The 22,556-nt window shown below is 72.4% G+C and carries 22 protein-coding genes and 1 tRNA gene; 12 read left to right on the forward strand and 11 right to left on the reverse strand.

Annotation, left to right across the window (positions count from 1 at the left end; translation table 11 throughout):
- Positions 1 to 11 precede the first annotated feature (11 nt).
- Positions 12 to 554, reverse strand: a complete 543-nt coding sequence (locus tag FS793_RS02990) for a helix-turn-helix domain-containing protein (protein WP_144718354.1) — start codon at positions 552 to 554, stop codon at positions 12 to 14.
- A gap of 64 nt (positions 555 to 618) precedes the next feature.
- On the opposite strand from FS793_RS02990, the gene FS793_RS02995 reads away from it, so the two are divergent.
- The 6 genes from FS793_RS02995 (at position 619) to FS793_RS03015 (ending at position 6,252) form a co-directional block, all read left to right on the forward strand.
- Entirely contained in the window at positions 619 to 1,950 is a 1,332-nt protein-coding gene (locus FS793_RS02995) for an MFS transporter (protein ID WP_260979993.1), read from the forward strand.
- A 44-nt stretch (positions 1,951 to 1,994) separates the two neighbouring features.
- Positions 1,995 to 2,396 (forward strand): hypothetical protein, encoded by a 402-nt coding sequence (locus FS793_RS16080; protein WP_186329294.1) that lies wholly within the window; start codon positions 1,995 to 1,997, stop codon positions 2,394 to 2,396.
- Entirely contained in the window at positions 2,393 to 3,094 is a 702-nt protein-coding gene (locus FS793_RS16085) for a maleylpyruvate isomerase family mycothiol-dependent enzyme (protein WP_186329295.1), read from the forward strand. The genes FS793_RS16080 and FS793_RS16085 overlap by 4 nt, the downstream gene beginning before the upstream one ends.
- A 40-nt stretch (positions 3,095 to 3,134) precedes the next feature.
- Positions 3,135 to 3,344, forward strand: a complete 210-nt coding sequence (locus FS793_RS03005) for a hypothetical protein (RefSeq protein WP_144718359.1) — start codon at positions 3,135 to 3,137, stop codon at positions 3,342 to 3,344.
- A 93-nt stretch (positions 3,345 to 3,437) separates the two neighbouring features.
- Complete coding sequence (gene valS / locus FS793_RS03010) at positions 3,438 to 6,011, forward strand: valine--tRNA ligase (protein ID WP_144718361.1); 2,574 nt, start codon at positions 3,438 to 3,440, stop codon at positions 6,009 to 6,011.
- 13 nt (positions 6,012 to 6,024) lie between these two features.
- Positions 6,025 to 6,252, forward strand: coding sequence for a hypothetical protein (locus FS793_RS03015; RefSeq protein ID WP_144718363.1), 228 nt, complete (start codon positions 6,025 to 6,027; stop codon positions 6,250 to 6,252).
- 167 nt (positions 6,253 to 6,419) lie between these two features.
- Here the strand turns inward: FS793_RS03015 and FS793_RS03020 are convergent, their stop codons facing one another.
- Positions 6,420 to 7,037 carry an ArsR/SmtB family transcription factor gene (locus FS793_RS03020; RefSeq protein WP_144718365.1) on the reverse strand — a complete coding sequence of 206 codons (618 nt, stop codon included), beginning with the start codon at positions 7,035 to 7,037 and terminating at the stop codon, positions 6,420 to 6,422.
- A gap of 94 nt (positions 7,038 to 7,131) precedes the next feature.
- On the reverse strand, positions 7,132 to 7,929 hold the full coding sequence (locus FS793_RS03025) for a methyltransferase domain-containing protein (RefSeq protein ID WP_144718367.1): 798 nt from the start codon (positions 7,927 to 7,929) through the stop codon (positions 7,132 to 7,134).
- 53 nt (positions 7,930 to 7,982) lie between these two features.
- Between FS793_RS03025 and FS793_RS03030 the strand changes: the two genes are divergently transcribed.
- Positions 7,983 to 10,013 carry a M3 family metallopeptidase gene (locus FS793_RS03030; RefSeq protein WP_144718369.1) on the forward strand — a complete coding sequence of 677 codons (2,031 nt, stop codon included), beginning with the start codon at positions 7,983 to 7,985 and terminating at the stop codon, positions 10,011 to 10,013.
- Positions 10,014 to 10,040: 27 nt separating this feature from the next.
- Here FS793_RS03030 and FS793_RS03035 read toward each other — a convergent pair whose 3' ends face one another.
- Genes FS793_RS03035 through clpX form a run of 4 tightly spaced genes read right to left on the reverse strand, consistent with a single transcriptional unit; the run spans position 10,041 to position 15,291 of the window.
- Positions 10,041 to 12,119 (reverse strand): iron ABC transporter permease, encoded by a 2,079-nt coding sequence (locus FS793_RS03035; RefSeq protein ID WP_144718371.1) that lies wholly within the window; start codon positions 12,117 to 12,119, stop codon positions 10,041 to 10,043.
- A complete protein-coding gene (locus FS793_RS03040; RefSeq protein WP_144718373.1) occupies positions 12,116 to 13,090 on the reverse strand; it encodes an ABC transporter substrate-binding protein in 975 nt (324 codons plus the stop codon). Before FS793_RS03040 ends, FS793_RS03035 begins: the two co-directional genes overlap by 4 nt.
- Before the next feature lie 55 nt (positions 13,091 to 13,145).
- A complete protein-coding gene (locus FS793_RS03045; protein ID WP_313959359.1) occupies positions 13,146 to 13,955 on the reverse strand; it encodes an ABC transporter ATP-binding protein in 810 nt (269 codons plus the stop codon).
- Positions 13,956 to 14,013: 58 nt separating this feature from the next.
- Positions 14,014 to 15,291 (reverse strand): ATP-dependent Clp protease ATP-binding subunit ClpX, encoded by a 1,278-nt coding sequence (clpX, locus tag FS793_RS03050; RefSeq protein ID WP_144718375.1) that lies wholly within the window; start codon positions 15,289 to 15,291, stop codon positions 14,014 to 14,016.
- A gap of 115 nt (positions 15,292 to 15,406) precedes the next feature.
- Here clpX and FS793_RS03055 point away from each other — a divergent pair, with 115 nt between their 5' ends.
- Entirely contained in the window at positions 15,407 to 16,117 is a 711-nt protein-coding gene (locus FS793_RS03055) for a copper resistance CopC family protein (protein WP_144718377.1), read from the forward strand.
- A 64-nt stretch (positions 16,118 to 16,181) separates the two neighbouring features.
- Here FS793_RS03055 and FS793_RS03060 read toward each other — a convergent pair whose 3' ends face one another.
- From FS793_RS03060 to FS793_RS03075, 4 genes are all read right to left on the reverse strand, one after another.
- On the reverse strand, positions 16,182 to 16,844 hold the full coding sequence (locus FS793_RS03060) for an ATP-dependent Clp protease proteolytic subunit (protein WP_144718379.1): 663 nt from the start codon (positions 16,842 to 16,844) through the stop codon (positions 16,182 to 16,184).
- The gene (locus FS793_RS03065) at positions 16,841 to 17,437 is read right to left on the reverse strand and encodes an ATP-dependent Clp protease proteolytic subunit (RefSeq protein WP_092506410.1); all 597 of its coding nucleotides are present in this window, start codon (positions 17,435 to 17,437) and stop codon (positions 16,841 to 16,843) included. Before FS793_RS03065 ends, FS793_RS03060 begins: the two co-directional genes overlap by 4 nt.
- 125 nt (positions 17,438 to 17,562) lie before the next feature.
- Positions 17,563 to 18,915: a trigger factor gene (tig, locus tag FS793_RS03070; RefSeq protein ID WP_144718381.1), complete on the reverse strand. Its 1,353-nt coding sequence runs from the start codon at positions 18,913 to 18,915 to the stop codon at positions 17,563 to 17,565.
- Between the two features lie 42 nt (positions 18,916 to 18,957).
- Positions 18,958 to 19,032, reverse strand: a tRNA-Pro gene (locus tag FS793_RS03075).
- A 222-nt stretch (positions 19,033 to 19,254) separates the two neighbouring features.
- Between FS793_RS03075 and sigK the strand changes: the two genes are divergently transcribed.
- From sigK to FS793_RS03095, 4 genes are all read left to right on the forward strand, one after another.
- Positions 19,255 to 19,815 carry an ECF RNA polymerase sigma factor SigK gene (gene sigK / locus FS793_RS03080; RefSeq protein ID WP_260979994.1) on the forward strand — a complete coding sequence of 187 codons (561 nt, stop codon included), beginning with the start codon at positions 19,255 to 19,257 and terminating at the stop codon, positions 19,813 to 19,815.
- A 2-nt stretch (positions 19,816 to 19,817) separates the two neighbouring features.
- Complete coding sequence (locus FS793_RS03085; RefSeq protein WP_260980065.1) at positions 19,818 to 20,624, forward strand: anti-sigma factor; 807 nt, start codon at positions 19,818 to 19,820, stop codon at positions 20,622 to 20,624.
- Between the two features lie 89 nt (positions 20,625 to 20,713).
- Positions 20,714 to 21,370, forward strand: a complete 657-nt coding sequence (locus tag FS793_RS03090; protein WP_144718387.1) for a DUF6226 family protein — start codon at positions 20,714 to 20,716, stop codon at positions 21,368 to 21,370.
- Positions 21,371 to 21,734: 364 nt separating this feature from the next.
- A complete protein-coding gene (locus FS793_RS03095) occupies positions 21,735 to 22,406 on the forward strand; it encodes a fasciclin domain-containing protein (RefSeq protein WP_144718389.1) in 672 nt (223 codons plus the stop codon).
- The last annotated feature ends 150 nt before the right edge of the window (positions 22,407 to 22,556 follow it).

Consider the following 22,556-nt stretch of genomic DNA (forward strand, 5'->3'; position numbering starts at 1 on the left):
CTCGCGCCGCCTCAGGCGAGCGACGCCCCCGCGCGCCGCACGGCGTCGCTCGCCGAGCCGCGGGACCGGCCGTCCTGGCCCCACTCGACGACGGCCGTCGCCGTCGCGGTGACGAGCGCGGCGGCGACGTGCAGCGCCGCGCGCCCCTCGTTGCCGCGCAGCGCGCGCTCGACGCGCGCGACGAGGGGCTCGAGGCGCTCGAACGCCGACTGCCGCAGCACGGCGTCGGTGCCCATGATCGTCGTCTCGCGCAGCATCCACGGCACGCGGTCGCCCCAGGGCTCGAGCGCGACCGCGATGGCCTCGACGACCGCGGCGCGATCCATGCCGTCGACGAGCCGCACGCGTGCGAGCACCTGGTCGACGTCGTGCCAGAGCAGGTCGGACTTCGCGCCGACGTACCCGAAGAACGCGCTGCGCGAGATGCCGGCGCGGCGGGCGATGTCGTCGATCGACGTCGACTCGTAGCCCTGCTCGAGGAAGAGCTCGACCGCCGCCTCCTCGAGGTCCGCGACCGACGATGATCGCGGTCTGCCGCGGACGCCTGCTGCCATGGGACTACAGTATGCGAGGGTCGCAGGCGTTCCTGGACCCGATCCATCATTCCTTGGAGCATCCGTGAGCAGCATCTCGCGCACCTCGAGCCCGCGCCGCGTCGCCGCGGCCGCCACGATCGGCACCGCGCTCGAGTCGTACGACTTCTACGTCTACTCGTACTTCGCCGCGTTCTTCGCTGGCCCCTTCTTCTTCTCGGCGCTCGGCGCCGCCGGCGCGCAGCTCGCCGCCTTCGCGACGATCGGCATCGCCTTCGTGGTGCGCCCCATCGGCGCGGTCGTCTTCGGCCATCTCGGCGACCGACTCGGCCGGCGCCGCACCCTCATCCTCACCGTGACGCTCATGGGCGTCGCGACGGGTCTCGTCGGCCTGCTGCCGACGGGCACCGAGTGGGCGGCGATGAGCGCCGTCGTGCTCGTGCTCCTGCGCGTCGTGCAGGGCCTCTCGCTCGGCGGCGAGTGGGGCGGCGCCATCCTGCTCGCGACCGAGCACGCCGACGCGCGCCGACGTCCCTTCTTCGCGTCGCTGCCGCAGCTCGGCTCCCCCATCGGCTCCGTCGCCGCCGGCGGCTTCATGCTCGCGCTCTTCTTCGGCCTCGGCCCGGAGGCCGTGTCGGCGTGGGGCTGGCGCATCCCGTTCCTCGTCGCCATCCCGCTCATCGCCGTGTCCCTCTACCTGCGCGCCTCCGTCGACGAGACGCCCGTCTTCAAGGCCCTCGAGCAGCGCGGCGAGCGCCAGCGGGTGCCCGCGCTCGCCGCGATCGCGAGCCAGCCCACCGCCTTCGTCGTCGCGATCCTCACGGCGCTGCTCGGCATCGGCTCGTACTCGCTCATGAACACGTACACGATGGACTACGGCGCCGAGTCGCTCGGCTTCGACCCCATGCAGCTGCTGCTCGCCGCGACGATCGGCGGCCTGCTGCAGTTCGTGACGGTGCCGGCGTTCGGCTGGCTCGCCACGCGCATCGGCTCGCCGACCGTCGTCGCGATCGGCGCGATCGGCACGCTGCTCATCGCGTTCCCGATGTACTGGCTGCTGTCGAGCGCGACGTTCGGCTTCCTCGTCACGATGATGCTCGTCGGCGGCGTGCTGCCGACGGCGTCGTGGGCGGCGCTCGGCGGCACGATGAGCGAGCTCTTCCGCGGCCGTCACGCGTACTCGGCGCTCTCGATGGCCTACGCGATCGCCGCCGTGATCTCGGGCTTCATCCCGCTCGTGACCGACGCGCTCGGCGACGCGACGGCGAACGCGTGGTGGCACCCGGGCATCGTGCTCGCCGTGCTGTCGATCGCGACCCTCGTCGGCGCGGTCGCCGCACGCTCGATGCGCAAGCTGGGCGACGAGGAGGCGGATGCCGCGCAGGCTGCGCCCGCCCGGGAGCCCGCGCGCGTCTGACGCGACCTCGCGGCACGTGGGCGGCGGATGGCACGATGCGGATCGTGACCATCCCGCCGCCCGACGCGCATCCGCGCGATGCCGTGGCCGCCGCCGTGCGCGCGCTCGGCGAGCAGGCGGTCGTCGCGTGGTGCGGCGAGCTCGTGCGCGGCGCCGACTCGCGGCATCCGCTCGCGTTCCTCGGCGGCGCCGAGGACTGGCCCGACCACTGGCGCCGCGAGTGGGGCGTGCGCGGCCTGCGGTACGCGTGGGGCGACGGCGCCGACGCCACCGTGCTGCTCGCGCTCGGCGACGACCACGGGCGCGTGCGGGCCATGGCCGTCGCGGTCGCGGTCGCCCGCGGCGTCGACGAGGCGCTGCCGGCGGTCGAGGCCCTGCGCGACGATCCCGTGCCGCGCGTCCGTGCCGCCGTGGACCGCGCGCTCGTACGCTGGGCGGCACGATGACCCTCGACACGACCGACCTGCGCATCCACCTCGCCCGCGAGGTCCGCGCGATGGTGGCGCTCGCGCGCCGGGCCGACGACGCCGGCGCCTGGGACGCGCCCGTGCCCTCGTGCCCCGGCTGGTCGCTGCGCGAGCTCGTCGCGCACGTCGGCGCGGTCGAGCGATGGGTGCTGCACGCGCTCGCGCGCGGCGACGGCGACGCGCCCGCTCCGCGCCTGCCCGACGACGCCGGACTCGCCGCATGGCTCGCCGAGTCGTCGCAGGCGCTGCTCGAGGCCCTCGCGGTCGACGCCGCGACGGCCGCGTGGACGATCGCGCCGCCGCGCACCGTGGGGTTCTGGATCCGCAGGCAGGCCCACGAGCATGCGATCCACGCGTGGGATGCCGCCGCGGCGCTCGGCGAGCCCGGCGCGCTCGACGCAGCGCTCGCCGCCGACGGCATCGACGAGGTCGTCGGCACGATGTGGCCCCGACAGCTGCGGCTCGGTCGCGTCGCAGAGCCCGCGACCGGCTTGGCCCTCGTCGCCGACCGCGGAGCCTGGCTGCTCGGCCGCGAGGCGGCGGCGACGGTCGAGGGCGATGCCGAGGCGCTCGCGCTCGCGCTGTGGCACCGCATCCCTGCCGACGACGACCGCCTGCGCTGGTCGGGCGACGTCGCCGCGGGTCGCGCGGTGCTCGCGCTGCCGCTCGCACCCTGACGGCACCCGGAGCGCCCGTGCGCTGGCTACGCTCGTCAGCATGCTGCGCCGCATCCCCCGCGCCACCTGGATCCTCGTCGCCGTCGCCGCCGTGCTCGGCCTCGTCGGCATGACCATGGAGCTCATGCTCGTCCGCGACATCCTGCTCATGGCGTCGATCGGCACCCTCGCGTTCGCGTTCATCCTCGTGGTCAAGCCCAGCCGCGAGCGGCGCTATCCCGACCCGCCCGCGAGCGACGACGCACCGTGACCGGGTCCTCAGGATCCATCACGGATCGATAGACTCGAGCGCACAACCAGGCATCCACGGACACGATGCCGCGCAGAGCGAGAAGGGGACGCCATGAGCGCCATGCCGGAGAAGCCCGCCCTCGAGGGACTCGAGACGAAGTGGGACGCCCACTGGGAGCAGGAGGGCACGTACCGGTTCGACCGCACGGGGCAGAGCCGCGACACGATCTACTCGATCGACACGCCGCCGCCGACCGCCTCCGGATCGCTCCACGTCGGGCACGTCTTCTCGTACTCGCACACCGACGTCATCGCCCGCTTCCAGCGCATGCGCGGCCGCACGGTCTTCTACCCGATGGGCTGGGACGACAACGGCCTGCCCACCGAGCGCCGCGTCCAGAACTACTACGGCGTGCGCGTCGATCCCTCGCTGCCTTACGACGCCGACTACACGCCGCCCTTCGACGGCGATGCGCCCGCGAAGGCGCAGCAGCAGCCCGTGTCGCGCCAGAACTTCATCGAGCTGTGCGAGCGCCTCACGGAGGAGGACGAGCGCAAGTTCGAGGAGCTGTGGCGCACGCTCGGCCTCTCGGTCGACTGGTCGCAGACGTACCGCACCATCTCGAGCCACGCGCGCGCGACGAGCCAGCGCGCCTTCCTGCGCAACCTCGAGCGCGGCGAGGCCTACCAGTCCGACGCCCCGACGCTGTGGGACGTGACGTTCCGCTCCGCCGTCGCGCAGGCGGAGCTCGAGGACCGCGAGCAGCCCGGCACCTTCCACACGCTGCTGTTCACGAGCGGCGACGGCGACCTGCGCATCGACACGACGCGTCCCGAGCTGCTGCCCGCGTGCGTCGCCGTCGTGGCCCACCCCGACGACGAGCGCTACCAGCACCTCTTCGGCTCCACGGTGCGCACGCCGGTGTTCGACGTCGAGGTGCCCTTCCTGGCGCACCACCTCGCGCAGCCCGACAAGGGCACGGGCGTGGCGATGGTCTGCACGTTCGGCGACATGACCGACGTGATCTGGTGGCGCGAGCTCGACCTGCCCGCGCGACCCGTCATCGGCTTCGACGGCCGCTTCCTCCCGGACGCACCCGCCGCGATCACGTCGCCCGAGGGCACGGCGCTCTACGCCGAGCTCGCAGGCAAGACGGTCTTCAGCGCCAAGGAGGCGCTCGTCGCCGCCCTCGCGGCCGCCGAGCGCACCGTCGGCGAGCCGCGCCGCATCACGCACCCGGTGAAGTTCTACGAGAAGGGCGACAAGCCGCTCGAGATCGTCACGACCCGCCAGTGGTACGTGCGCAACGGCGGCCGCGACGCCGAGCTGCGCGAGCGGCTGCTCGAGCTCGGCCGCGGCATCGAGTGGCACCCCGACCACATGCGCGTGCGCTACGAGAACTGGGTGCAGGGCCTCGCGGGCGACTGGCTCATCTCGCGGCAGCGCTTCTTCGGCGTGCCGATCCCCGTCTGGTACCGCGTGGGCGAGGACGGCGAGACGCGCTTCGACGACGTGCTGCTGCCGAACCCGTCGCAGCTGCCGGTCGACCCGTCGACCGACGTGCCCGACGGCTTCGAGGCCTCGCAGCGCGGCGCCGCAGGCGGCTTCGTCGGCGAGGTGGACATCATGGACACGTGGGCGACGTCGTCGCTCACGCCGCAGCTCGCGGGCGGCTGGGGCGGCGTCGACGACGAGCTCTGGGATCTCGTGGCGCCGTTCGACCTGCGTCCGCAGGGCCAGGACATCATCCGCACGTGGCTGTTCTCGACGGCGCTGCGCGCGCTCTTCGAGGGCGGCAAGGCACCGTGGCGCCACACGGCGATCTCGGGCTGGATCCTCGACCCCGACCGCAAGAAGATGTCGAAGTCGAAGGGCAACGTCGTCACGCCGCTCGGCATGCTCGAGGAGCACGGCGCCGACGGCGTGCGCTACTGGGCGCTGTCGTCCCGGCTCGGCGTGGACGCCACGCTCGACCCGCAGAACCCGAAGATGATCAAGATCGGTCGTCGCCTGGCGATGAAGGTGCTCAACGCGGCGCGCTTCGTCTACCAGATGGAGGGCGAGCCGGGCGAGATCGCGAACCCGATCGACATCGACATGCTCGCGGAGCTCGGCCAGGTCATCGACCAGGCGACCGCGGCGCTCGAGCGGTACGACCACGCGCGGGCGCTCGAGCTCACCGAGACGTTCTTCTGGACGTTCTGCGACGACTACCTCGAGGTCGTGAAGCAGCGCGCGTACCAGGGCGACGAGATCGGCCGCGCGTCGGCGATCGGTGCGCTTCGCTCCGCGATCGACGTGCTGCTGCGTCTCCTCGCGCCGGTGCTGCCGTTCGCGACCGAGGAGGTCTGGTCGTGGACGCACGAGGGCTCGATCCACGTCGCACCCTGGCCGACGCGCAGCGACCTGCCGACGAGCGCGGGCACCACGGGTCTGCTGCCCGCGGTGTCGGAGGCGCTCATCGGCATCCGCCGCGCGAAGTCGGACGCGAAGGCCAGCCAGCGCACGCCCGTGACGCACGCGGTGCTCGCGGCTCCGTCGACGCAGCTGGGCCTGCTCGAGCAGGCGGCGCGCGACCTCGCCGACGTGGGACGCATCGAGCGGCTCGAGCTCGTCGCGGGCGACGCGCTCGAGGTGCGCTCGATCGAGCTCGCGCCCGAGGGCGACGCGCAGGCGCAGCGGTGACCGAGGCGCCTTCGTGAACATCGGATCGCGCTGGCCGGTCGGCGGCGACGCACCCGCGTCGCTGCCGCCGATCGTGCGCGAGGCGATCGCCGCCGAGGAGCGGGCGCTCGTCGACCTCGGCGCCGACACGACGGGCTGGGGCTGGACGCTCACCTACCTCGAGGGGGCGCCGATCGTCGAGTGCGACGACGGCACGCGCATCACGCTCGCAGGCGACGGCGTGCTCGTGGAGCGCGACTGACGCGACGCATCCGCCTCCGGACACGACGAAGGCCCCCGCTGCTCGCGGGGGCCTTCGTGCTGCGTCGCGCGACGCGGATCAGCGCATGGGGCGCATCATGATCTGCGCGACGACGAACGTGTCGTTGACGATCGCGATGGGTCGCGTCACCGGCTGCTCGTGCGTGCTCATGGAGCTCCTCTCGTGGATGTTCGGGCTGCCCGGTCGGCCACCGGGAAGGCGTGGAGCTGCACGAGGACGCGCAACGCGTCCTCGTCGCCCTCGTGCGTGCGCGACGCGGCGAGGCGCTCGACGATGAGCGCCTCCACGTCGCGGGTCAGTGCGTGCAGCTCGTCGACGGCCAGGTGGCCGTGCATCGTCGCGACGCGTGCGGCGTCGTTGACCTCGGGAGCGAACTCGTCCTCGCCGTGGTCGATGAACTCCTGCAGCAGGCGCGTGCCCTCCGCGCTCCACGCGCCGAGCACGGCCGCGGCCGCGGCGCGGCCCTCCTGCATCTCGGCGAGCTCGGGCGTCCACACGTCGACGGGGCCGACGGCGCGCTCCCACCAGCGCTCTCGCGCCGTGCCGCGACCCTCGACCTCGCGCACGAAGCCGGCACGCTCGAGCTGACGCAGGTGGTAGCTCGTGGATCCGCTCGACTCCCCCAGCCGAGCACCGAGCGACGATGCCGTCTGGGCGCCGTGCGTCGTCAGGGCATGCAGCAGCGCGACCCTCAGCGGGTGGGCGAGGGCCTTGAGGGATGGGAGGTCGACGGATGCGCGCCGACCATCGTCGGCGACGGGCATGCCCCCATGCTATTCGATGCAAAGAGGTCTTTGCAAAGACTCCTCGGCGTGTTCGCGCCGAGCGTCGAGCTCCCAGCCGTCGCGGTGGCGAGCGTCAGGCGCGCGCGACGATCCAGCCGTGGATCATCGACATCCAGCCGTCGGGATCCGCCGCCCATGCCGTCCAGGCCTCGGCGATCGCCTCGCGCTCGGCAGGCGTCGCGAGCCCGTGGTCGTCGGTCCCGCTCGCGAAGCTCGACGTGATCGCGCGCTCCGCCCACTGGTGGCCCCACCACGCGCGCGCCCGATCCGACTCGAAGCACCAGGTCTCGACGTCGGTCGCGATGTCCGAGAGCCCCGCGGCGCGCGCCCACGCCTTGAGGTGCGATCCCGCGTCGGCCTCGCCGCCGTTCGCGTCCTGCAGCGCCACGATGATGCGGCGCCACTCGCGCAGGCCCTCGCTGAACGGATGGATGGCCGTCGCCGAGTAGACGACGTCGCGTGCCGCGACGATGCCCCGGGAGGCGCGCCGCCACTCGGTCAGCGCCGCCACGGGATCGCCGAGGTGCTGCAGCACCTGGTGCGCATGCACGACGTCGAACGCGCCGTCGGCCGCGTCGAGCGCGTACGCGTCGCCGACCTCGAAGCGCACGTTCGTCACACCCGAGGCCGCCGCGAGGGCTCGCGCCTGCTCGACGACCTGCTCGCTCGCGTCGATGCCCACGACCTCGCCGTCGCCGACGCGACGCGCGAGGTCGATCGTGATCGAGCCCGGTCCGCAGCCCACGTCGAGGATGCGTTGACCGCGCTCGAGATGCGGCACGAGGTACGCGGCGGAGTTCTCGACGGTGCGCGCGGCATGCGCGCGGGTGACGGACTCGTGGTGGCCGTGGGAGTAGACGACGTCGCTCACGACAGCCGAGCCTAGCCAGCCGGCGAACCGTGTGACGCACCTAGGCTGGCGGCATGCAGAACCCGTTCCTCGAGCCGTCCACCCTGCCCTACCAGCTGCCGCCGTTCGCCGACGTGCGCGACGAGCACTACCGCCCCGCGTTCGACGCGGGCTTCGCGCAGCAGCTCGAGGAGATCGCGGCCATCACGGCGCAGGAGGGCACGCCGACGTTCGACGACACGATCGCGCCGCTCGAGGCATCCGGGGGCATCCTCGGCCGCGTCGGCCACGTGTTCTTCGCGCTGTCGTCGTCGGACACCACGCCGTTCCTCGACGAGCTCGAGGCGGAGATCGCGCCGCGCTGGGCCGCGCACGCCGATGCGATCGAGCTCGACCCTGCGTTGTACGCGCGGATCGCGCACCTGCACGAGCACCCGGACGCGTCGTGGATGCCCGAGCAGGCGTGGGTCGTCGAGCAGTGGCACCTGCGCATGAGGCTCGCGGGCGCGGCGCTCGACGAGGCGAGCACGACCCGGCTCAAGGAGCTGAACCAGCGGCTCGCGACGCTCACGACGACCTTCGACCAGCAGCTGCAGGCCGACACCAACGACCTCGCCGTCGTCGTCGACACGGCGGAGGAGCTCGACGGGCTCTCGGCAGGCGACATCGCGTCGGCAGCGCAGGCAGCAGCCGATCGAGGGCTCGAGGGCAAGCATCTCATCACGCTGCCCCTCTTCTCGGGGCACCCGTGGCTCTCGCAGCTCACGAACCGTGCGCTGCGCCAGCGGGTGATGGAGGCGTCGCTCGCGCGCGGCACGCGGGGCAACCCGCACGACAACCGCGCCGTCATCCTCGAGATCGTCGCGCTGCGCGCCGAGCGCGCCGCGCTGCTGGGCTTCCCGACGCATGCGCACGTCGTGACGGCGGATGCGACGGCGAAGACGCCGGAGGCGGTCGACGCCATGCTCTCGCGCCTCGCACCCGCTGCGGCACGCAACGCGCGGGCCGAGGCCGCCGACCTGCAGGCGCTCGTCGACGAGGCCGGCGAGGACTACGCGCTCGCGTCGTGGGACTGGGCGTTCTGGACCGAGCGGCTGCGCACGGCGCGCTACGACGTCGACACGCAGGCGCTCAAGCCGTACTTCCCCGCGGAGCGCGTGCTGCGGGACGGCGTCTTCGCCGCCGCGACGCAGATCTACGGCGTCACGTTCTCGGAGCGCGACGACCTGCACGGCTACCACCCCGACGTGCGCGTCTTCGAGGTGCACGACGCCGACGGCAGCGAGGTCGGCCTGTACCTGCTCGACCTCTACACGCGCGACTCGAAGCGCGGCGGCGCGTGGATGAACCCGCTCATCTCGCAGAACCGTCTGCTCGACCAGCCGACGGTCGTCATGAACAACCTCAACGTGCCCAAGCCGCCCGCCGGCTCCCCCACGCTGCTCACGTTCGACGAGACGAACACGCTCTTCCACGAGTTCGGCCACGCGCTCCACGGGCTCTTCGCGATCGTCGGGTACCCGAGCGTCGCCGGCACGAACGTGCCGCGGGACTTCGTCGAGTTCCCGAGCCAGGTGAACGAGATGTGGATGCTGTGGCCCGGCATCGTGGAGCAGTACGCACGCCACGTCGAGACGGGCGAGCCCATCCCCGCCGACGTGCTCGAGCGCATCCGCGCGACCGAGACCTTCGACCAGGGGCACGGGACGAGCGAGTACCTCGCCGCGGCACTGCTCGACCAGGCATGGCACACGCTCGCGCCCGGCGAGACCGTCGACGACGTCGCGGCGTTCGAGCGCGCAGCGCTCGAGCGCGTCGGCCTGCTGCTCGACACCGTGCCGACGCGCTACTCGTCCGGCTACTTCCAGCACGTGTTCTCGGGCGGCTACTCGGCGGCCTACTACTCGTACATCTGGTCGGAGGTGCTCGACGCCGACACCGTGCAGTGGTTCCAGGAGCACGGCGCGACGCGCGAGTCGGGCCAGCGCTTCCGCGAGCGGCTGCTCGGCGTCGGCGGCTCGAAGGACCCGCTCGAGGCGTACCGCGACTTCCGCGGTCGCGATGCAGAGCTCGCGCCGCTGCTCGCTCGCCGCGGCCTGGAGTGATCCGCAGCGGTCGCGGCGTGCGCGCCCCTATTGGGCGCGGCGCCGCGACTGCAGCACGAGCAGGATGAAGTACGGCACGCCGACGAGCGACGTCATGATGCCGGCCGGCAGCTGCTCGGGGTAGATGAGGCGGCGGCCCAGGAGGTCGGCGACGCCCACGAGCGTCGCGCCCAGGAGGATCGCGAGCGGCACGAAGCGGTGGTGCGCCGAGCCGACGAGCGCGCGGGCGGCGTGCGGCGCGATGAGGCCGACGAAGGCCACGACGCCGACGGCCGCGACGGCGGTGCCCGTGAGCAGCACCGCGAGCACGAGCGCGAGCAGCTGGATGTGGGACAGGCGCACGCCCAGCAGTCGCGGGGTGTCCTGGTCGAGCTGGACGAGGTCGAGGTCGTGGCGCATGCCCCACGCGACGACGCCGCAGACGACGAGCGCGCCGAGCACGGGCAGCGAGTCCTCGAACCCGCGGCCGTAGGTGCTGCCGCCGAGCCACGTGATGGCCTTCGCCGCGTTCCACGGGTCGGTCGTCGTGATGAGCATGCTCGTGAGCGCGCCGAACGCAGCGCTCACGCCGATGCCCGTGAGCACGAGCCGCAACGTGCCGAGCATGCGCCAGCCGACGACGGCGAGCACGATGCCGGCCGCGACGAGCCCGCCCGCGAGCGCGCCGCCGGCGATGAGCCAGCCCGACGCCGCCGACGAGAGCGTGATGACCGTGATGGCGCCGAAGCCCGCCCCGTTGGCGACGCCGAGCAGGTACGGGTCGGCGAGCGGGTTGCGGGCGACGGTCTGCACGAGCGACCCTGCGAGCGCGAGCGCCGCGCCCGCGAGCACGCCGGCGACGACGCGCGGCGCGCCGGCGTCGAGCGCGATCGACACCTGCCTGCCCGCCTGCCCCTGCAGCCAGTTGAGGACGTCGCCGAGCAGCATCGGCCGGCCGCCGACGAGCAGCCCCGTGACGACGAGCGCGAGCAGCGCGACGGCCGCGATGCCGATGGGGATCCACGCCCGACGGAAGGTCGCGCGCTCGCCGAGCGCCGACATCGGCTCGGCCTGGTTCGCGCCGGGCAGCGTGCGGGCGAGCACGACGAGGAAGACGGCGCCGACGATGCTCGTGACGACGCCCGTCGGCACGTCGAGCGACGCGCGGCCCTGCAGCACGGCGCGCAGCAGCACGTCGGCGACGAGCACGAGCGCAGCACCCGCGAGTCCCGCGATGGGCAGGGCGAGGATGTGGCGGTGCAGACCGGCGATGCGGGAGCCCGCGAGACGGATCGCCGCGGGGGCTGCGAGGCCGACGAAGCCGATGGGGCCGGCGATGGCGACGGCGCTCGCCGCCAGCAGCACGGAGGCGACGAGCGTCGTGAGGCGCAGCGATCGCACGCCGACGCCCAGCAGCGAGGCGGTGTCCTCGCCGAGGGCCAGCAGGTCGAGGCGTCTGGCGAGCACCAGCAGCACGACGATGCCGCCGACGACGATCGGCAGCGCCTGCACGACCGTGCCGATGCCGTTCTGCGACAGCTGCCCGACGCCCCACGCGAACAGGCCGCGCGTCTGCTGCTCGGCGAGCAGGATCGTGACGGTCACGACGCTCTGCAGCGCGAGCGCGAGGGCGGTGCCGACGAGGATCATCCGCGTGCTCTGGCCCTTGCCGCGACCGATCGCGACGACGATCGCCGCGGCGGCGATGCCGCCGACGAAGGCGAGCGCGGCACCCCCGAGGAAGGGCAGCGTGATGCCGAACGCCGCGGTGAGGCCGAGGGCCGCGGCCGCGCCGGCGTTCACCGCGAGGGTGTCGGGCGACGCGAGCGGGTTGCGCACGAGCGACTGCATCGCGTACCCGGCGACGCCGAGGGCGATGCCGACGACGAGGGCCGCCGCGAGGCGCGGCACGCGTCCGTCCTGCAGGATCGCGTCGTAGCGGGCGTCGCCGAGCGCCCACGCGACGACGTCGGCGAACCCGAGGGAGGTCGTGCCCTGCGACAGGTGCCAGATCGACAGCGGCGCGATGAGCGCGACGAGGGCGACCGCGAGCACGACGACGCCCGCGCCGAGACGACGCGATGGCGTCGCCGGCGGCGCCGTCGTGCTCGCGGTCGCCACGGTCATGCCTGGACGGCCGCGACGAGCTCGTCGAGGTAGGTCGACACCGAGTGCACGCCGCCGAACAGCCAGATGCCGTCGGGCAGACGCGTCACGTGGCCCTCCTGCACGGCAGCGAGGCCCGTGTAGATGGCGTTCGACTGCAGCGCGCCGTCGAAGACGTCGTCGTCGCCGACGGTCATGTAGACGAGGCGAGCGTCGTCGGGCAGGTCGGTGAGGCCCTCGACGTCGGTGATGCCGAGGCCGTACTGCTCGTCGCCCTCGCCCGTGAAGGCCGTCGTGAAGCCGATGCGCTGCGCGGCTGCCGCGAGCAGCGACCCGCTCTCGTAGGTGCGGATCTCGACCTGACCGCCGTTCTCGTAGCCGTCGAGGTGCGCGATGGGCGTGCCGGCGAGACCGGCCTCCTCGACGGTCGAGGTCAGCTCGTCGAGGTGCGTCTCGAACTCGTCGATCGCGGCCTCGGCCTCGTCCTCGTGTCCCGTCGCCTCGCCCACGAGACGCAGGTCGGCCAGCATGGTGTCGAGCGGCGCCGACGCGTCGGCCGCCTGCAGGATCACGACGGGCGCGATCGCCTCCATCTGCTCGACCTGCTCGTCGGTGCCGCCCGCGACGCCGATGATGAGGTCGGGGGCGATCTCGGCGACGGCATCCACGCTCGACTCGCCGCGCGTGCCGACGTCGACCGGGTCGCCCTCGAGCGGTGCGCCCGTGCCCGACCAGTCCTCGTAGCCGTCGACGTCGGCGACGCCGGCGAGCTCGAGGCCGACGGTCTGCACGTGCTCGACCGCGACCCACTCGAGCGCCACGACGGACTCGACGGGGCCCTCGATCGTGACCTCGACGCCGCGGGCGTCGGTCACCGTGATCGAGTCGCCCGATGCGGCGCCCTCCTCCTCGGGTGCCTCGGTCGTGCCGCAGCCTGCGAGCGCGATGGCGGCTGCGGCGGCGATCGCCGTGACGGCCAGGGTTCGACGCATGTCGGATCCTCTCTGCGGGCGCGCGTCTGCGCGCCCAGTCGGTGTCGTCGCCCGATCAGGCGGCGGCAGGGGTGCGCCGCGTACGGCGCGCAGGGCGGACGTGCAGATGCCCGTCCTCGTCGGTGACGACGTCGATCGCGACGCCGTAGGCGGCGCTCAGCCGCTCGGCCGTGAGCACGTCGGCGGGAGCGCCGGCCGCGACGATGCGCCCGTCGACGAGCAGCACGGCGTCGTCGGCGACGTCGGCGGCCTGGTCGAGGTCGTGCAGCACGACGCCCACGGCCACGCCGTCGGCGGCGAGGTCGCGCACGATGTCGAGGATCTCGACCTGGAAGCGCAGGTCGAGGTACGTCGTCGGCTCGTCGAGCAGCACGATGCCCGTCTGCTGCGCGAGGCACGAGGCCAGCCAGACGCGCTGGCGCTGCCCGCCCGAGAGCTCGGCGACCGGACGGTCGGCGAGCTCGGCGACGCCCGTCGCGGCGAGCGCGCGGTCGACGATCCCCGGCCCCTCGGGGTCGCGGCGGCGCATGCGGCCGCGGTGCGGGAAGCGACCGTACTCGACGACCTCGCGCACCGTGACGCCCGAGGGCGTCGGGCGCGACTGCGAGAGCATCGCGACGCGCTGCGCCAGCTGGCGCTCGCTGAGGTCGGCGGCCATGATGCCGTCGCCGTAGAGGATCGCGCCGTCCGACGGACGGTGCAGGCTCGTGAGGCCGCGCAGCAGGGTCGACTTGCCACTGCCGTTGGGCCCGACGAGCACGGTCACCCGACCCGGCTCGAGCGTGATGGAGGCGTCGTGCACGACGTCCTGCCTGCCGTAGGCGAGGCGAAGATCGGTCGCGGAGAGGCGCTGCGCATCGGTCACGAGAGGTAAGGCTATCCTCACCAAGGTGCCGAACGCGAACGCGACGGCGATGCGGACGTCAGGCCGAGAGCTGCTCGATGTCGTCGGCGGTGAGCATGACGGGCATCTCCCCCGCCGTCACCGACTCCTCGGTCACGATGACGCGCGCGACGCCCTCCTGCGACGGCACCTCGAACATCACCGGCGCGAGGATGTCCTCGAGGATGGCGCGCAGACCGCGAGCACCCGTCTTGCGCAGCACCGCGAGGTCGGCGATCGCGTCGAGCGCGGCCGGCTCGAAGTCGAGCCGCACGCCGTCGAGCTCGAACATGCGCTGGTACTGCTTCACGAGCGCGTTCTTCGGCACGCTGAGGATGTCGACGAGCGCGGACCGGTCGAGCGGCGACACCGTCGCGATGACGGGCAGACGACCGATGAACTCGGGGATGAGCCCGAACTTGTGCAGGTCCTCCGGCAGCACCTCGCTGAAGATGTCGAGATCCGCCTTCGCCGACGAGATCTCGGCACCGAAGCCGATGCCGCGCTTGCCGGCTCGGCCGGCGATGATGTCCTCGAGCCCCGCGAACGCACCGGCCACGATGAACAGCACGTTCGACGTGTCGATCTGGATGAACTCGGAGTTCGGGTGCTTGCGACCGCCCTGCGGCGGCACCGACGCGACCGTGCCCTCGAGGATCTTCAGCAGCGCCTGCTGCACGCCCTCGCCCGACACGTCGCGCGTGATCGACGGGTTCTCGGCCTTGCGGGCGACCTTGTCGATCTCGTCGATGAAGATGATGCCGGTCTCGGCGCGCTTCACGTCGTAGTCGGCGGCCTGGATGAGCTTCAGCAGGATGTTCTCGACGTCCTCGCCGACGTAGCCCGCCTCCGTGAGCGCCGTCGCGTCGGCGACCGCGAACGGCACGTCGAGCCTGCGGGCGAGCGTCGACGCGAGATACGACTTGCCGCAGCCCGTGGGGCCGACCATGAGGATGTTGGACTTCTGCAGCTCGACCTGCTCGCGCGCCACCTCGGCGCTCGACAGCGACTGCATGGCCTGCACGCGCTTGTAGTGGTTGTAGACCGCGACCGACAGCGAGCGCTTCGCGGGCCGCTGGCCGACGACGTACTCCTCGAGGAACTCGAAGATCTCCTTCGGCTTCGGCAGCGGCATGTCGCTCTCGGGCGACGCCTCGCCCGCCTCGGCGAGACGCTCCTCGATGATCTCGTTGCACAGCTCGACGCACTCGTCGCAGATGTACACGGCGGGGCCGGCGATGAGCTGCTGCACCTGCTTCTGGCTCTTGCCGCAGAAGGAGCACTTGAGCAGGTCACCGCTCTCTCCGAGTCGTGCCATGGCACCGCTCCTTCCTCATCGGTGCCACAGAGCCTAGCGTCGCGCGCTGACAGGAACGTGCAGCGTGACGCGTGGCGTGGAGAACCCGACGCATCCGCGCGGCTAGCGTGGAGCCGTGATCCAGACCCTCGCGCTCGCGGCCGCCGCCGCATCTCTCGTGCTGCCGCTGCCCGCCCACGCCTCGATCGTCGACACGAACCCGCAGGACGGCGCGACGATCACGACGCTGCCGGAGGCGTTCACCGTGACGGCCAACGAGGACGTGCTCGCCGTCGAGGGCTCGACGTCGAACGTCATCCTCATCACCGACCAGGACGGCCTGTACTACGGCGACGGCTGCACCGTCGCCTCCGGCCCGACGCTGTCGACCGCCGCGACGCTCGGCGAGGCCGGCGTCTACACGATGCGGTACGGGCTCGTCTCGGCCGACGGGCACCCGATCGAGGGCGTCGCGACCTTCGCGTGGGAGCCCGGCGACGACGCAGCGGCCGTGACCGGCATGGCCTCGGCGCCCACGTGCGGCGCGACGTCGCCGAGCGCGACGCCGACCGCCGAGCCCACCACCGAGCCGACCGCCGAGCCCACCGACTCCGCCGAGCCGACCGCGACCTCCCAGCCGCCGTCGTCGAGCACCGCGCCCTCGGCACCCGCCTCGGGCGCCCCCGAGGACGGCGACGACGAGGGCGGCCTGCCGCCGCTCGCGTACGTCGGCATCGGCATCGCCCTGCTCGCCGGCGTCGCCGGCGTGCTCGTCGCGACGTATCGCCGAGGCCTCAGGAAGGAGCTCGGCGACCGGGACGAGCCGCAGGATCCCGACGCGCGCTGACGCCGTCCGCACCGACGAGAAGGCCCCCACCCGACGCGGGTGGGGGCCTTCCTGACGACGGGGCTCAGCCCAGCAGCGCGGGCTGCGTCTTGCGCGACGTCAGCACCTGGTCGATGAGGCCGTACTCCAGCGCCTCCTCGGCCGAGAGGAACGTGTCGCGCTCGATGTCCTTCGACACCTGCTCGACGTCCTTCTTCGTGTGCGACGCGAGCGTCTGCTCGAGCCAGCCGCGCATGCGCAGCACCTCGCGCGCCTGGATCTCGATGTCCGAGGCCTGGCCGCGCGACGCATCCGACGTCGACGGCTGGTGGATGAGGATGCGTGCGTTCGGCAGCGCGAGGCGCTTGCCGGGCTCGCCGGCGCCGAGCAGCACGGCTGCGGCGGACGCCGCCTGGCCGAGGCACACCGTCTGCACCTGCGGACGGATGTACTGCATCGTGTCGTAGATCGCCGTCATGGCCGTGAACGAGCCACCGGGCGAGTTGATGTACATGACGATGTCGCGCTCGGGGTCCTGCGACTCCAGCACGAGCAGCTGCGCCATGATGTCGTCGGCCGAGGCGTCGTCGACCTGCACGCCGAGGAAGATGATGCGGTCCTCGAACAGCTTGTTGTACGGGTCCTGGCGCTTGAATCCGTAGGGCGTGCGCTCCTCGAACTGCGGCAGGATGTAGCGCGACTGCGGCAGCGCGAGCGACTGCCCGCCCGCCTCGAACGTCGGGGTCATCGGTTCTCCTCCTGATCGGTGCCGCCGCCGCCCGCGACGTCGGTCGCCGACTCGCGGAGGTGGTCGACGAAGCCGTACTCGAGCGCCTCCTGCGCCGTGAACCAGCGGTCGCGGTCGCCGTCGGCGTTGACCTGCTCGACCGTCTTGCCGGTGCGCTCGGCCGTGATCTCGGCGAGGCGGCGCTTCATGTCGAGGATGAGCTGCGCCTGCGTCTGGATGTCGGACGAGGTGCCGCCGAAGCCACCGTGGGGCTGGTGCAGCAGCACGCGCGCGTTCGGCGTGATGTAGCGCTTGCCGATCGTGCCCGACGTCAGCAGCAGCTGCCCCATCGAGGCGGCCATGCCGATGCCGACCGTGACGATGTCGTTCGGCACGAACTGCATCGTGTCGTAGATCGCCATGCCCGCGGTGACCGAGCCGCCGGGCGAGTTGATGTAGAGGTAGATGTCCTTGTTCGGATCCTCGGCTGCGAGCAGCAGGATCTTCGCGCAGATCTCGTTCGCGTTGTCGTCGCGCACGTCCTCGCCGAGCCAGATGATGCGATCGCGCAGCAGCCGGTCGAAGACAGTGGGCGGGAAGCCGGTTTCAGCCACGTCATGCTCCTTCGGTCGGGATCAACCCTATGGGGGTGCAACGCACGCGCCGGGCCCTGTTCGCCGCAGGCGTGCGGGGACGACGAAGGGGCCCGACCGCACGCGGTCGGGCCCCTTCGATCGGATCAGTCCTGGGCGTCGGCGGCGATGCGCGCCTCGGCCTGGCGGATGGCGGCCTCGACGTCGCTCTCGGTCGTCTCGGGCTCCGTCTGCGTGAACTCGGACAGGTCGACGACGGCGCCGTCGGTGTCCTTGACCTCGACCTTGCCGAGCGCCCACGTGAGCGCCTTGCCGCGCAGCAGGTCGGCGAGGATCGTCGGCAGCTGACCGTTCTGCTGGAGGATCTCGACGAGCTCCTGCGGCGGCATCTGGTACTGCTGCGCCATCTGCATGACGTACTGCGAGAGCTCGGTCTGCGAGACCTGCAGGTCCTGCTCCTCCGCGATGCGGTCGAAGAGGATGCCCGAGCGGATCTGCTTCTGCGTCTCCTCCGTCACCTCTGCGCGGTGCACGTCGTCCTCGAGGCGGTTCTCGCCCTCGAGGTGGCGGTGCACCTCGTCCTCGACGGCCTGCGTCGGCACGGGGATGTCGGCGTCGGCCACGAGGGCCTCCTGCAGCGCCTGGCGAGCGTCCTGCGCCTGGCGCAGGGTCTCGCGGCGGGCGACGTTCGTCGAGAGGTCCTCGCGGAGCTCGGCGATCGTGTCGAACTGGCTGGCCATCTGGGCGAAGTCGTCGTCGGCGGCCGGGAGCTCGCGCTCCTTGACGGCCGTGACCGACACGGCGACCTCGGCGTCGGCGCCGGCGTGCTCGCCGCCGACGAGCGTCGACGTGAACGTGGTGTCCTCGCCGGCCGTCAGCGTCTCGATGGCGTCGTCGATGCCGTCGAGCAGCTCGCCGGAGCCGACCTCGTACGAGACGCCTGCGGCGCGGTCGACCTCGGCGCCGTCGATGGTCGCGACGAGGTCGAGCGTCACGAAGTCGCCCTTGGCGGCGGGACGATCGACGGTCACGAGGGTGCCGAAGCGCGAGCGCAGCGTGTCGAGCTCCGCGTCGATCGCCTCGTCGCCGATCGCGACGGGCGAGACCTCGACGGTGCGGCCCTCGAGGGCCGGCATCTCGAACTCGGGGCGCACGTCGACCTCGATCTCGAGCACGAGGTCGCCGGAGTAGTCCTTGGCCTCGGGCCACGTGGCGATGTCGGCGCTCGGGCGGCCGAGGGGCTTGATGCCCGACTCGGCGACGCCGGCACGGTAGTGCTCGTCGATGGACTCGGACACCGCCTGGCTCAGCACCTGGTCGCGACCGATGCGCTGGTCGATGATGGCCGCGGGCACCTTGCCCTTGCGGAAGCCGGGGATCTGGATCTGCTCCGCGATCTCCTTGTAGGCGGCGTCGATGGCGGGACGCAGCTCCTCGGGGGTCACCGCGATGGTGAGCTTCGCGCGCGTCGGCTCGAGCTGCTCGACCGTGGTCTTCACGTGGTCGTCTCCTGGATTCGGATTCGGGTGGGTCTGTGGGTGTCGGGGCGGCGGGATTCGAACCCGCGGCCTCCCGCTCCCAAAGCGGGTGCTCTAGCCAGGCTGAGCTACGCCCCGTGGGCGCCGAGCCCTGGCAGGAGGCGCACCGAGCGAGTCTAGCCCACCACGGCGTGTCACCCGAGGGACGGAGGGGATCCGATCTGCGACTGTGCCAATCCGATGCGTGAGGCGTTCCGAAGCACACCCGTGACGACGATCGCAACGCCGTGGCACCGACCGGTGTCGCGAAGCCCACGTGGGATGCTGGTGCATGTGCCAGCAGTCCCAGAGTCGAGCCCCGTGACGCCCACCAGGCGTGCGACCGAGGTCGACGATGCGCTCGTGCGCGTCGCCGGCGGCGATCGCGAGGCCTTCGCGATCGTCTACGACGCGCTGTCGGCGCGGGTCTTCGGACTCGTGCTCCGCGTGCTCGTCGATCGCTCGCAGGCCGAGGAGGTGACGCAGGAGGTGTTCGTGGACATGTGGCGCAAGGCGCAGACGTTCGACCCCGCCCGCGGATCCTCCGTGGGCTGGGCGCTCGCGCTCGCGCATTCGAAGGCCGTCGATCGCGTGCGATCGTCGCAGGCCCAGCGCGACCGCGACGAGCGCATCGGCATCCGCGACTCCGTGGCGCCGTTCGACGTCGTCAGCGAGGCGGCGGACGTGAAGGTCGAGGGCGCCCGCGTCCGCGAGGCGCTCGCGACGCTGACCGAGGCGCATCGAGAGGCCATCGTACTCGCCTACTACGGCGGGCTCACGCAGACCGAGATCGCCGAGCGGCTGGATACGCCGCTCGGGACCGTGAAGACGAGGCTGCGAGACGGCATGATCCGTCTCCGCGCGGCATTGGGGGTGTCGTGACCATGAAGCACCGTGAAGACATCGCGGCTCGGGCGCTGGACGCGCTCGCGGCCGACGAGCGTCGTCGATTCGACGCAGAGGCAGACGAGGCGACGCTCGCCGAGCTGTCCGACATGCGCGAGACCGCTGCGGCACTCGCCGACGCCGTCGCCATCGCACCGCCGGCCGAGCTGCGTGCGCGCATCTTCGAGCAGGTGGCTGCGACCGAGCAGCTGACCGCCGAGGAGATCGCCGCCGAGGCAAGGCCCGCGGTCGCGGCCGTCGAGTCGTCCGATGCCGTCGACGCCGAGGTGGACGACGATCGCGAGCCCGCGCTCGTGGGCGGCGGCTCGACCGTCGTCGGTCCGCGCGAGCTCGCGGCACGACGCCGCTGGTTCCAGCGTCCTGGCTCCCTGCTCGGCGCCGCCGCAGCAGCGGTCGTGCTGCTCGTGGGCGGCATCGGCATCGGCCAGGCCATCCGCACGCCCGACCCGGTGTCGGCGCTCGTGCACGCTGCCGACGTGCGCACGCAGACCGCGTCGCTCGCCGACGGCTCGCGCGCCACGCTCATGTGGTCCGACGAGCAGGGCGAGGCCGCGTTCGTCTTCGAGGGGCTCTCGCAGCTCGAGGCCGACGAGGTCTACCAGGCGTGGTTCATGCCTGCCGACGGCGACCCGATCCCGGCAGGCACGTTCGCGGGCGGCGACGGCAGCGTCGTGCACGCGCTCGACGGCACGCTCGACGAGGGCGACGGCGTCGCCATCACGGTCGAGCCCGAGGGCGGCTCGGAGCAGCCGACCACGCAGCCGCTGCTCGTGATGGGCACGTAGCAGCAGCTCCCTACGACTCGACGCCCCCGGTCCTCGCCGACCGGGGGCGTCGTCGTGCGGCGGTGGAGGCTCGGATGCGAGGATGCGGCATGCCGTACGCACGCCCTGCCGTCGTGACGCCTCGGATCGTGGATGCCGACGGCTCGCCGATCGCGTTCGGCGAGCGGTGGGGCATGGATGGCCCACCGGAGGAGACGTACTCCGTCGACGCGCACCCCGAGCGCTTCGCTCCCCTGCATCCGATCGCCGACGCGCTGGTCGCGCACCTCGTCACGACGTTCGACGCCTCCACCACGGATGCGCTCGACGAGGCGACCTCGTGGTTCGGCGGCGACGGCCCGAGGCTGCTGCGCGCCGTGCGCGTCGAGGCCACCGCTCGCGATGCCGCAGCCCTCACCATCGCGTGGACCGACTACCCGGGCATCCGCCTGCGCGCAGGCGCCGCGCATGAGGGCCTCTACCCCGTCTGCGGCTGCGAGGCCTGCGACGAGCCGTGGGAGCGCGTCGCCGACGACCTCGAGGAGCTCGTGCTGGCCGTCGCCGACGGTCGACTGCAGGAGTCGACGGATCGCGGCATCGGATACGCGATCGAGGATGCGGACGGCGCGGTGCGAGCGAGCGGCTGGGGTTCGGCGCGCAGCATGGGCGCCGGCGGCCGCGCTCGACGACGCGCCGCGCGCGCCCTGCTCGCAGCGCGCGACGGCGCGCGCTGGCTGCCCTGGCCACCACGGTCCGACGCCCGCTAGGGCCCGCGCGTCCGCCTGGCAGTCGAGCGAGGCGCGATCGCTGGGCACGGCGGGGATGCGAGGACAGGAGGCATCCCCGCCGTGCGTCTCAGGGCCTCCGCGTGCCGATCTCGGCAGGGAGGGACGTCGCGAGCGGCTCGTCGATCGTGGGCGCCCAGGGCGCCTCGGTGATCGCGGTCTCCTGCATGGAGGCCTCCTCGCGTCGCTAGTGCTTCGGAGCAGGCGCGTCCACGGATGGCGCGCGCGCGAACGCGATCGGATCCCGATCCATTCCAATCCGGCTGAGCGAACGCGACGAAGCCCTCTCAGCCCCGGCGAACGTCGGGATTCCGATCCAATGATGGACAGTGGAAGGAGAGCTGTGATGCTCACCCGAAGGAACCCGCTCACCGCGGGACTCGTGCTGGCAGGCGTCGCGACGTTCGCGCTCGTCGGCTGCTCGACCGGCACCTCCGACAGCGGCTCCGACGAGTCGTCGGCACCCGAGACCTCCGCCTCGGAGGCCCCTGAGACGTCGGCAGCCGCCGACCCCGCTGCCAACCTCGTCGGCTCCGGCTGCGCCGCCTACGCGGAGGCAGTGCCGGACGGCGACGGCTCCGTCGCAGGCATGGCCGAGGACCCGGTCGCGGTCGCCGCCTCCAACAACCCGCTCCTCACGCAGCTCACGGCTGCCGTGTCGGGCCAGCTGAACCCCGACGTCAACCTCGTCGACACGCTCAACGGCGACGAGTTCACCGTCTTCGCACCGGTCGACGACGCCTTCGCGGCGCTGCCGGCCGACACGGTCGCTGCCCTGCAGACGCCCGAGGGTGCTGCGACGCTGACGTCGGTGCTCACGTACCACGTCATCCCCGGCCAGATCGCTCCCGACGACATCGACGGCGAGCACACCACGGTCAACGGCGCGACCCTCACGGTCGAGGGCTCGGGCGACGACATCACGGTGAACGGCACCGCGACGGTCATCTGCGGTGGCGTCCAGACGGCGAACGCGACCGTCTACCTCATCGACTCGGTGCTGATGCCCCCGATGTGATCGGGTGCCTCGATCCTCGGATCGAGTCGATCTGCGATCGACACGGGTGATGCGACGGGGTCGGCCTTCGGGCCGGCCCCGTCGTCGTGCGTGCGGCGGCGGCACCCGAGCGCACGGATGCCGCAGCGACGACGTGCGCACGGCAGCCGG

Origin of the sequence: Agrococcus jejuensis, from assembly GCF_007679035.1 — a bacterium.
GTDB lineage: Bacteria > Actinomycetota > Actinomycetes > Actinomycetales > Microbacteriaceae > Agrococcus > Agrococcus jejuensis_A.

Coding starts and splice junctions, on each gene's coding strand:
- FS793_RS02990 (WP_144718354.1), bottom strand. CDS start 554: ATGGCAGCAGGCGTCCGCGGCAGACCGCGATCATCGTCGGTCGCGGAC.
- FS793_RS16085 (WP_186329295.1), top strand. CDS start 2,393: ATGACCCTCGACACGACCGACCTGCGCATCCACCTCGCCCGCGAGGTC.
- FS793_RS03005 (WP_144718359.1), top strand. CDS start 3,135: ATGCTGCGCCGCATCCCCCGCGCCACCTGGATCCTCGTCGCCGTCGCC.
- valS (WP_144718361.1), top strand. CDS start 3,438: ATGAGCGCCATGCCGGAGAAGCCCGCCCTCGAGGGACTCGAGACGAAG.
- FS793_RS03020 (WP_144718365.1), bottom strand. CDS start 7,037: ATGCCCGTCGCCGACGATGGTCGGCGCGCATCCGTCGACCTCCCATCC.
- FS793_RS03030 (WP_144718369.1), top strand. CDS start 7,983: ATGCAGAACCCGTTCCTCGAGCCGTCCACCCTGCCCTACCAGCTGCCG.
- FS793_RS03035 (WP_144718371.1), bottom strand. CDS start 12,119: ATGACCGTGGCGACCGCGAGCACGACGGCGCCGCCGGCGACGCCATCG.
- FS793_RS03040 (WP_144718373.1), bottom strand. CDS start 13,090: ATGCGTCGAACCCTGGCCGTCACGGCGATCGCCGCCGCAGCCGCCATC.
- clpX (WP_144718375.1), bottom strand. CDS start 15,291: ATGGCACGACTCGGAGAGAGCGGTGACCTGCTCAAGTGCTCCTTCTGC.
- FS793_RS03060 (WP_144718379.1), bottom strand. CDS start 16,844: ATGACCCCGACGTTCGAGGCGGGCGGGCAGTCGCTCGCGCTGCCGCAG.
- FS793_RS03085 (WP_260980065.1), top strand. CDS start 19,818: ATGAAGCACCGTGAAGACATCGCGGCTCGGGCGCTGGACGCGCTCGCG.
- FS793_RS03090 (WP_144718387.1), top strand. CDS start 20,714: ATGCCGTACGCACGCCCTGCCGTCGTGACGCCTCGGATCGTGGATGCC.
- FS793_RS03095 (WP_144718389.1), top strand. CDS start 21,735: ATGCTCACCCGAAGGAACCCGCTCACCGCGGGACTCGTGCTGGCAGGC.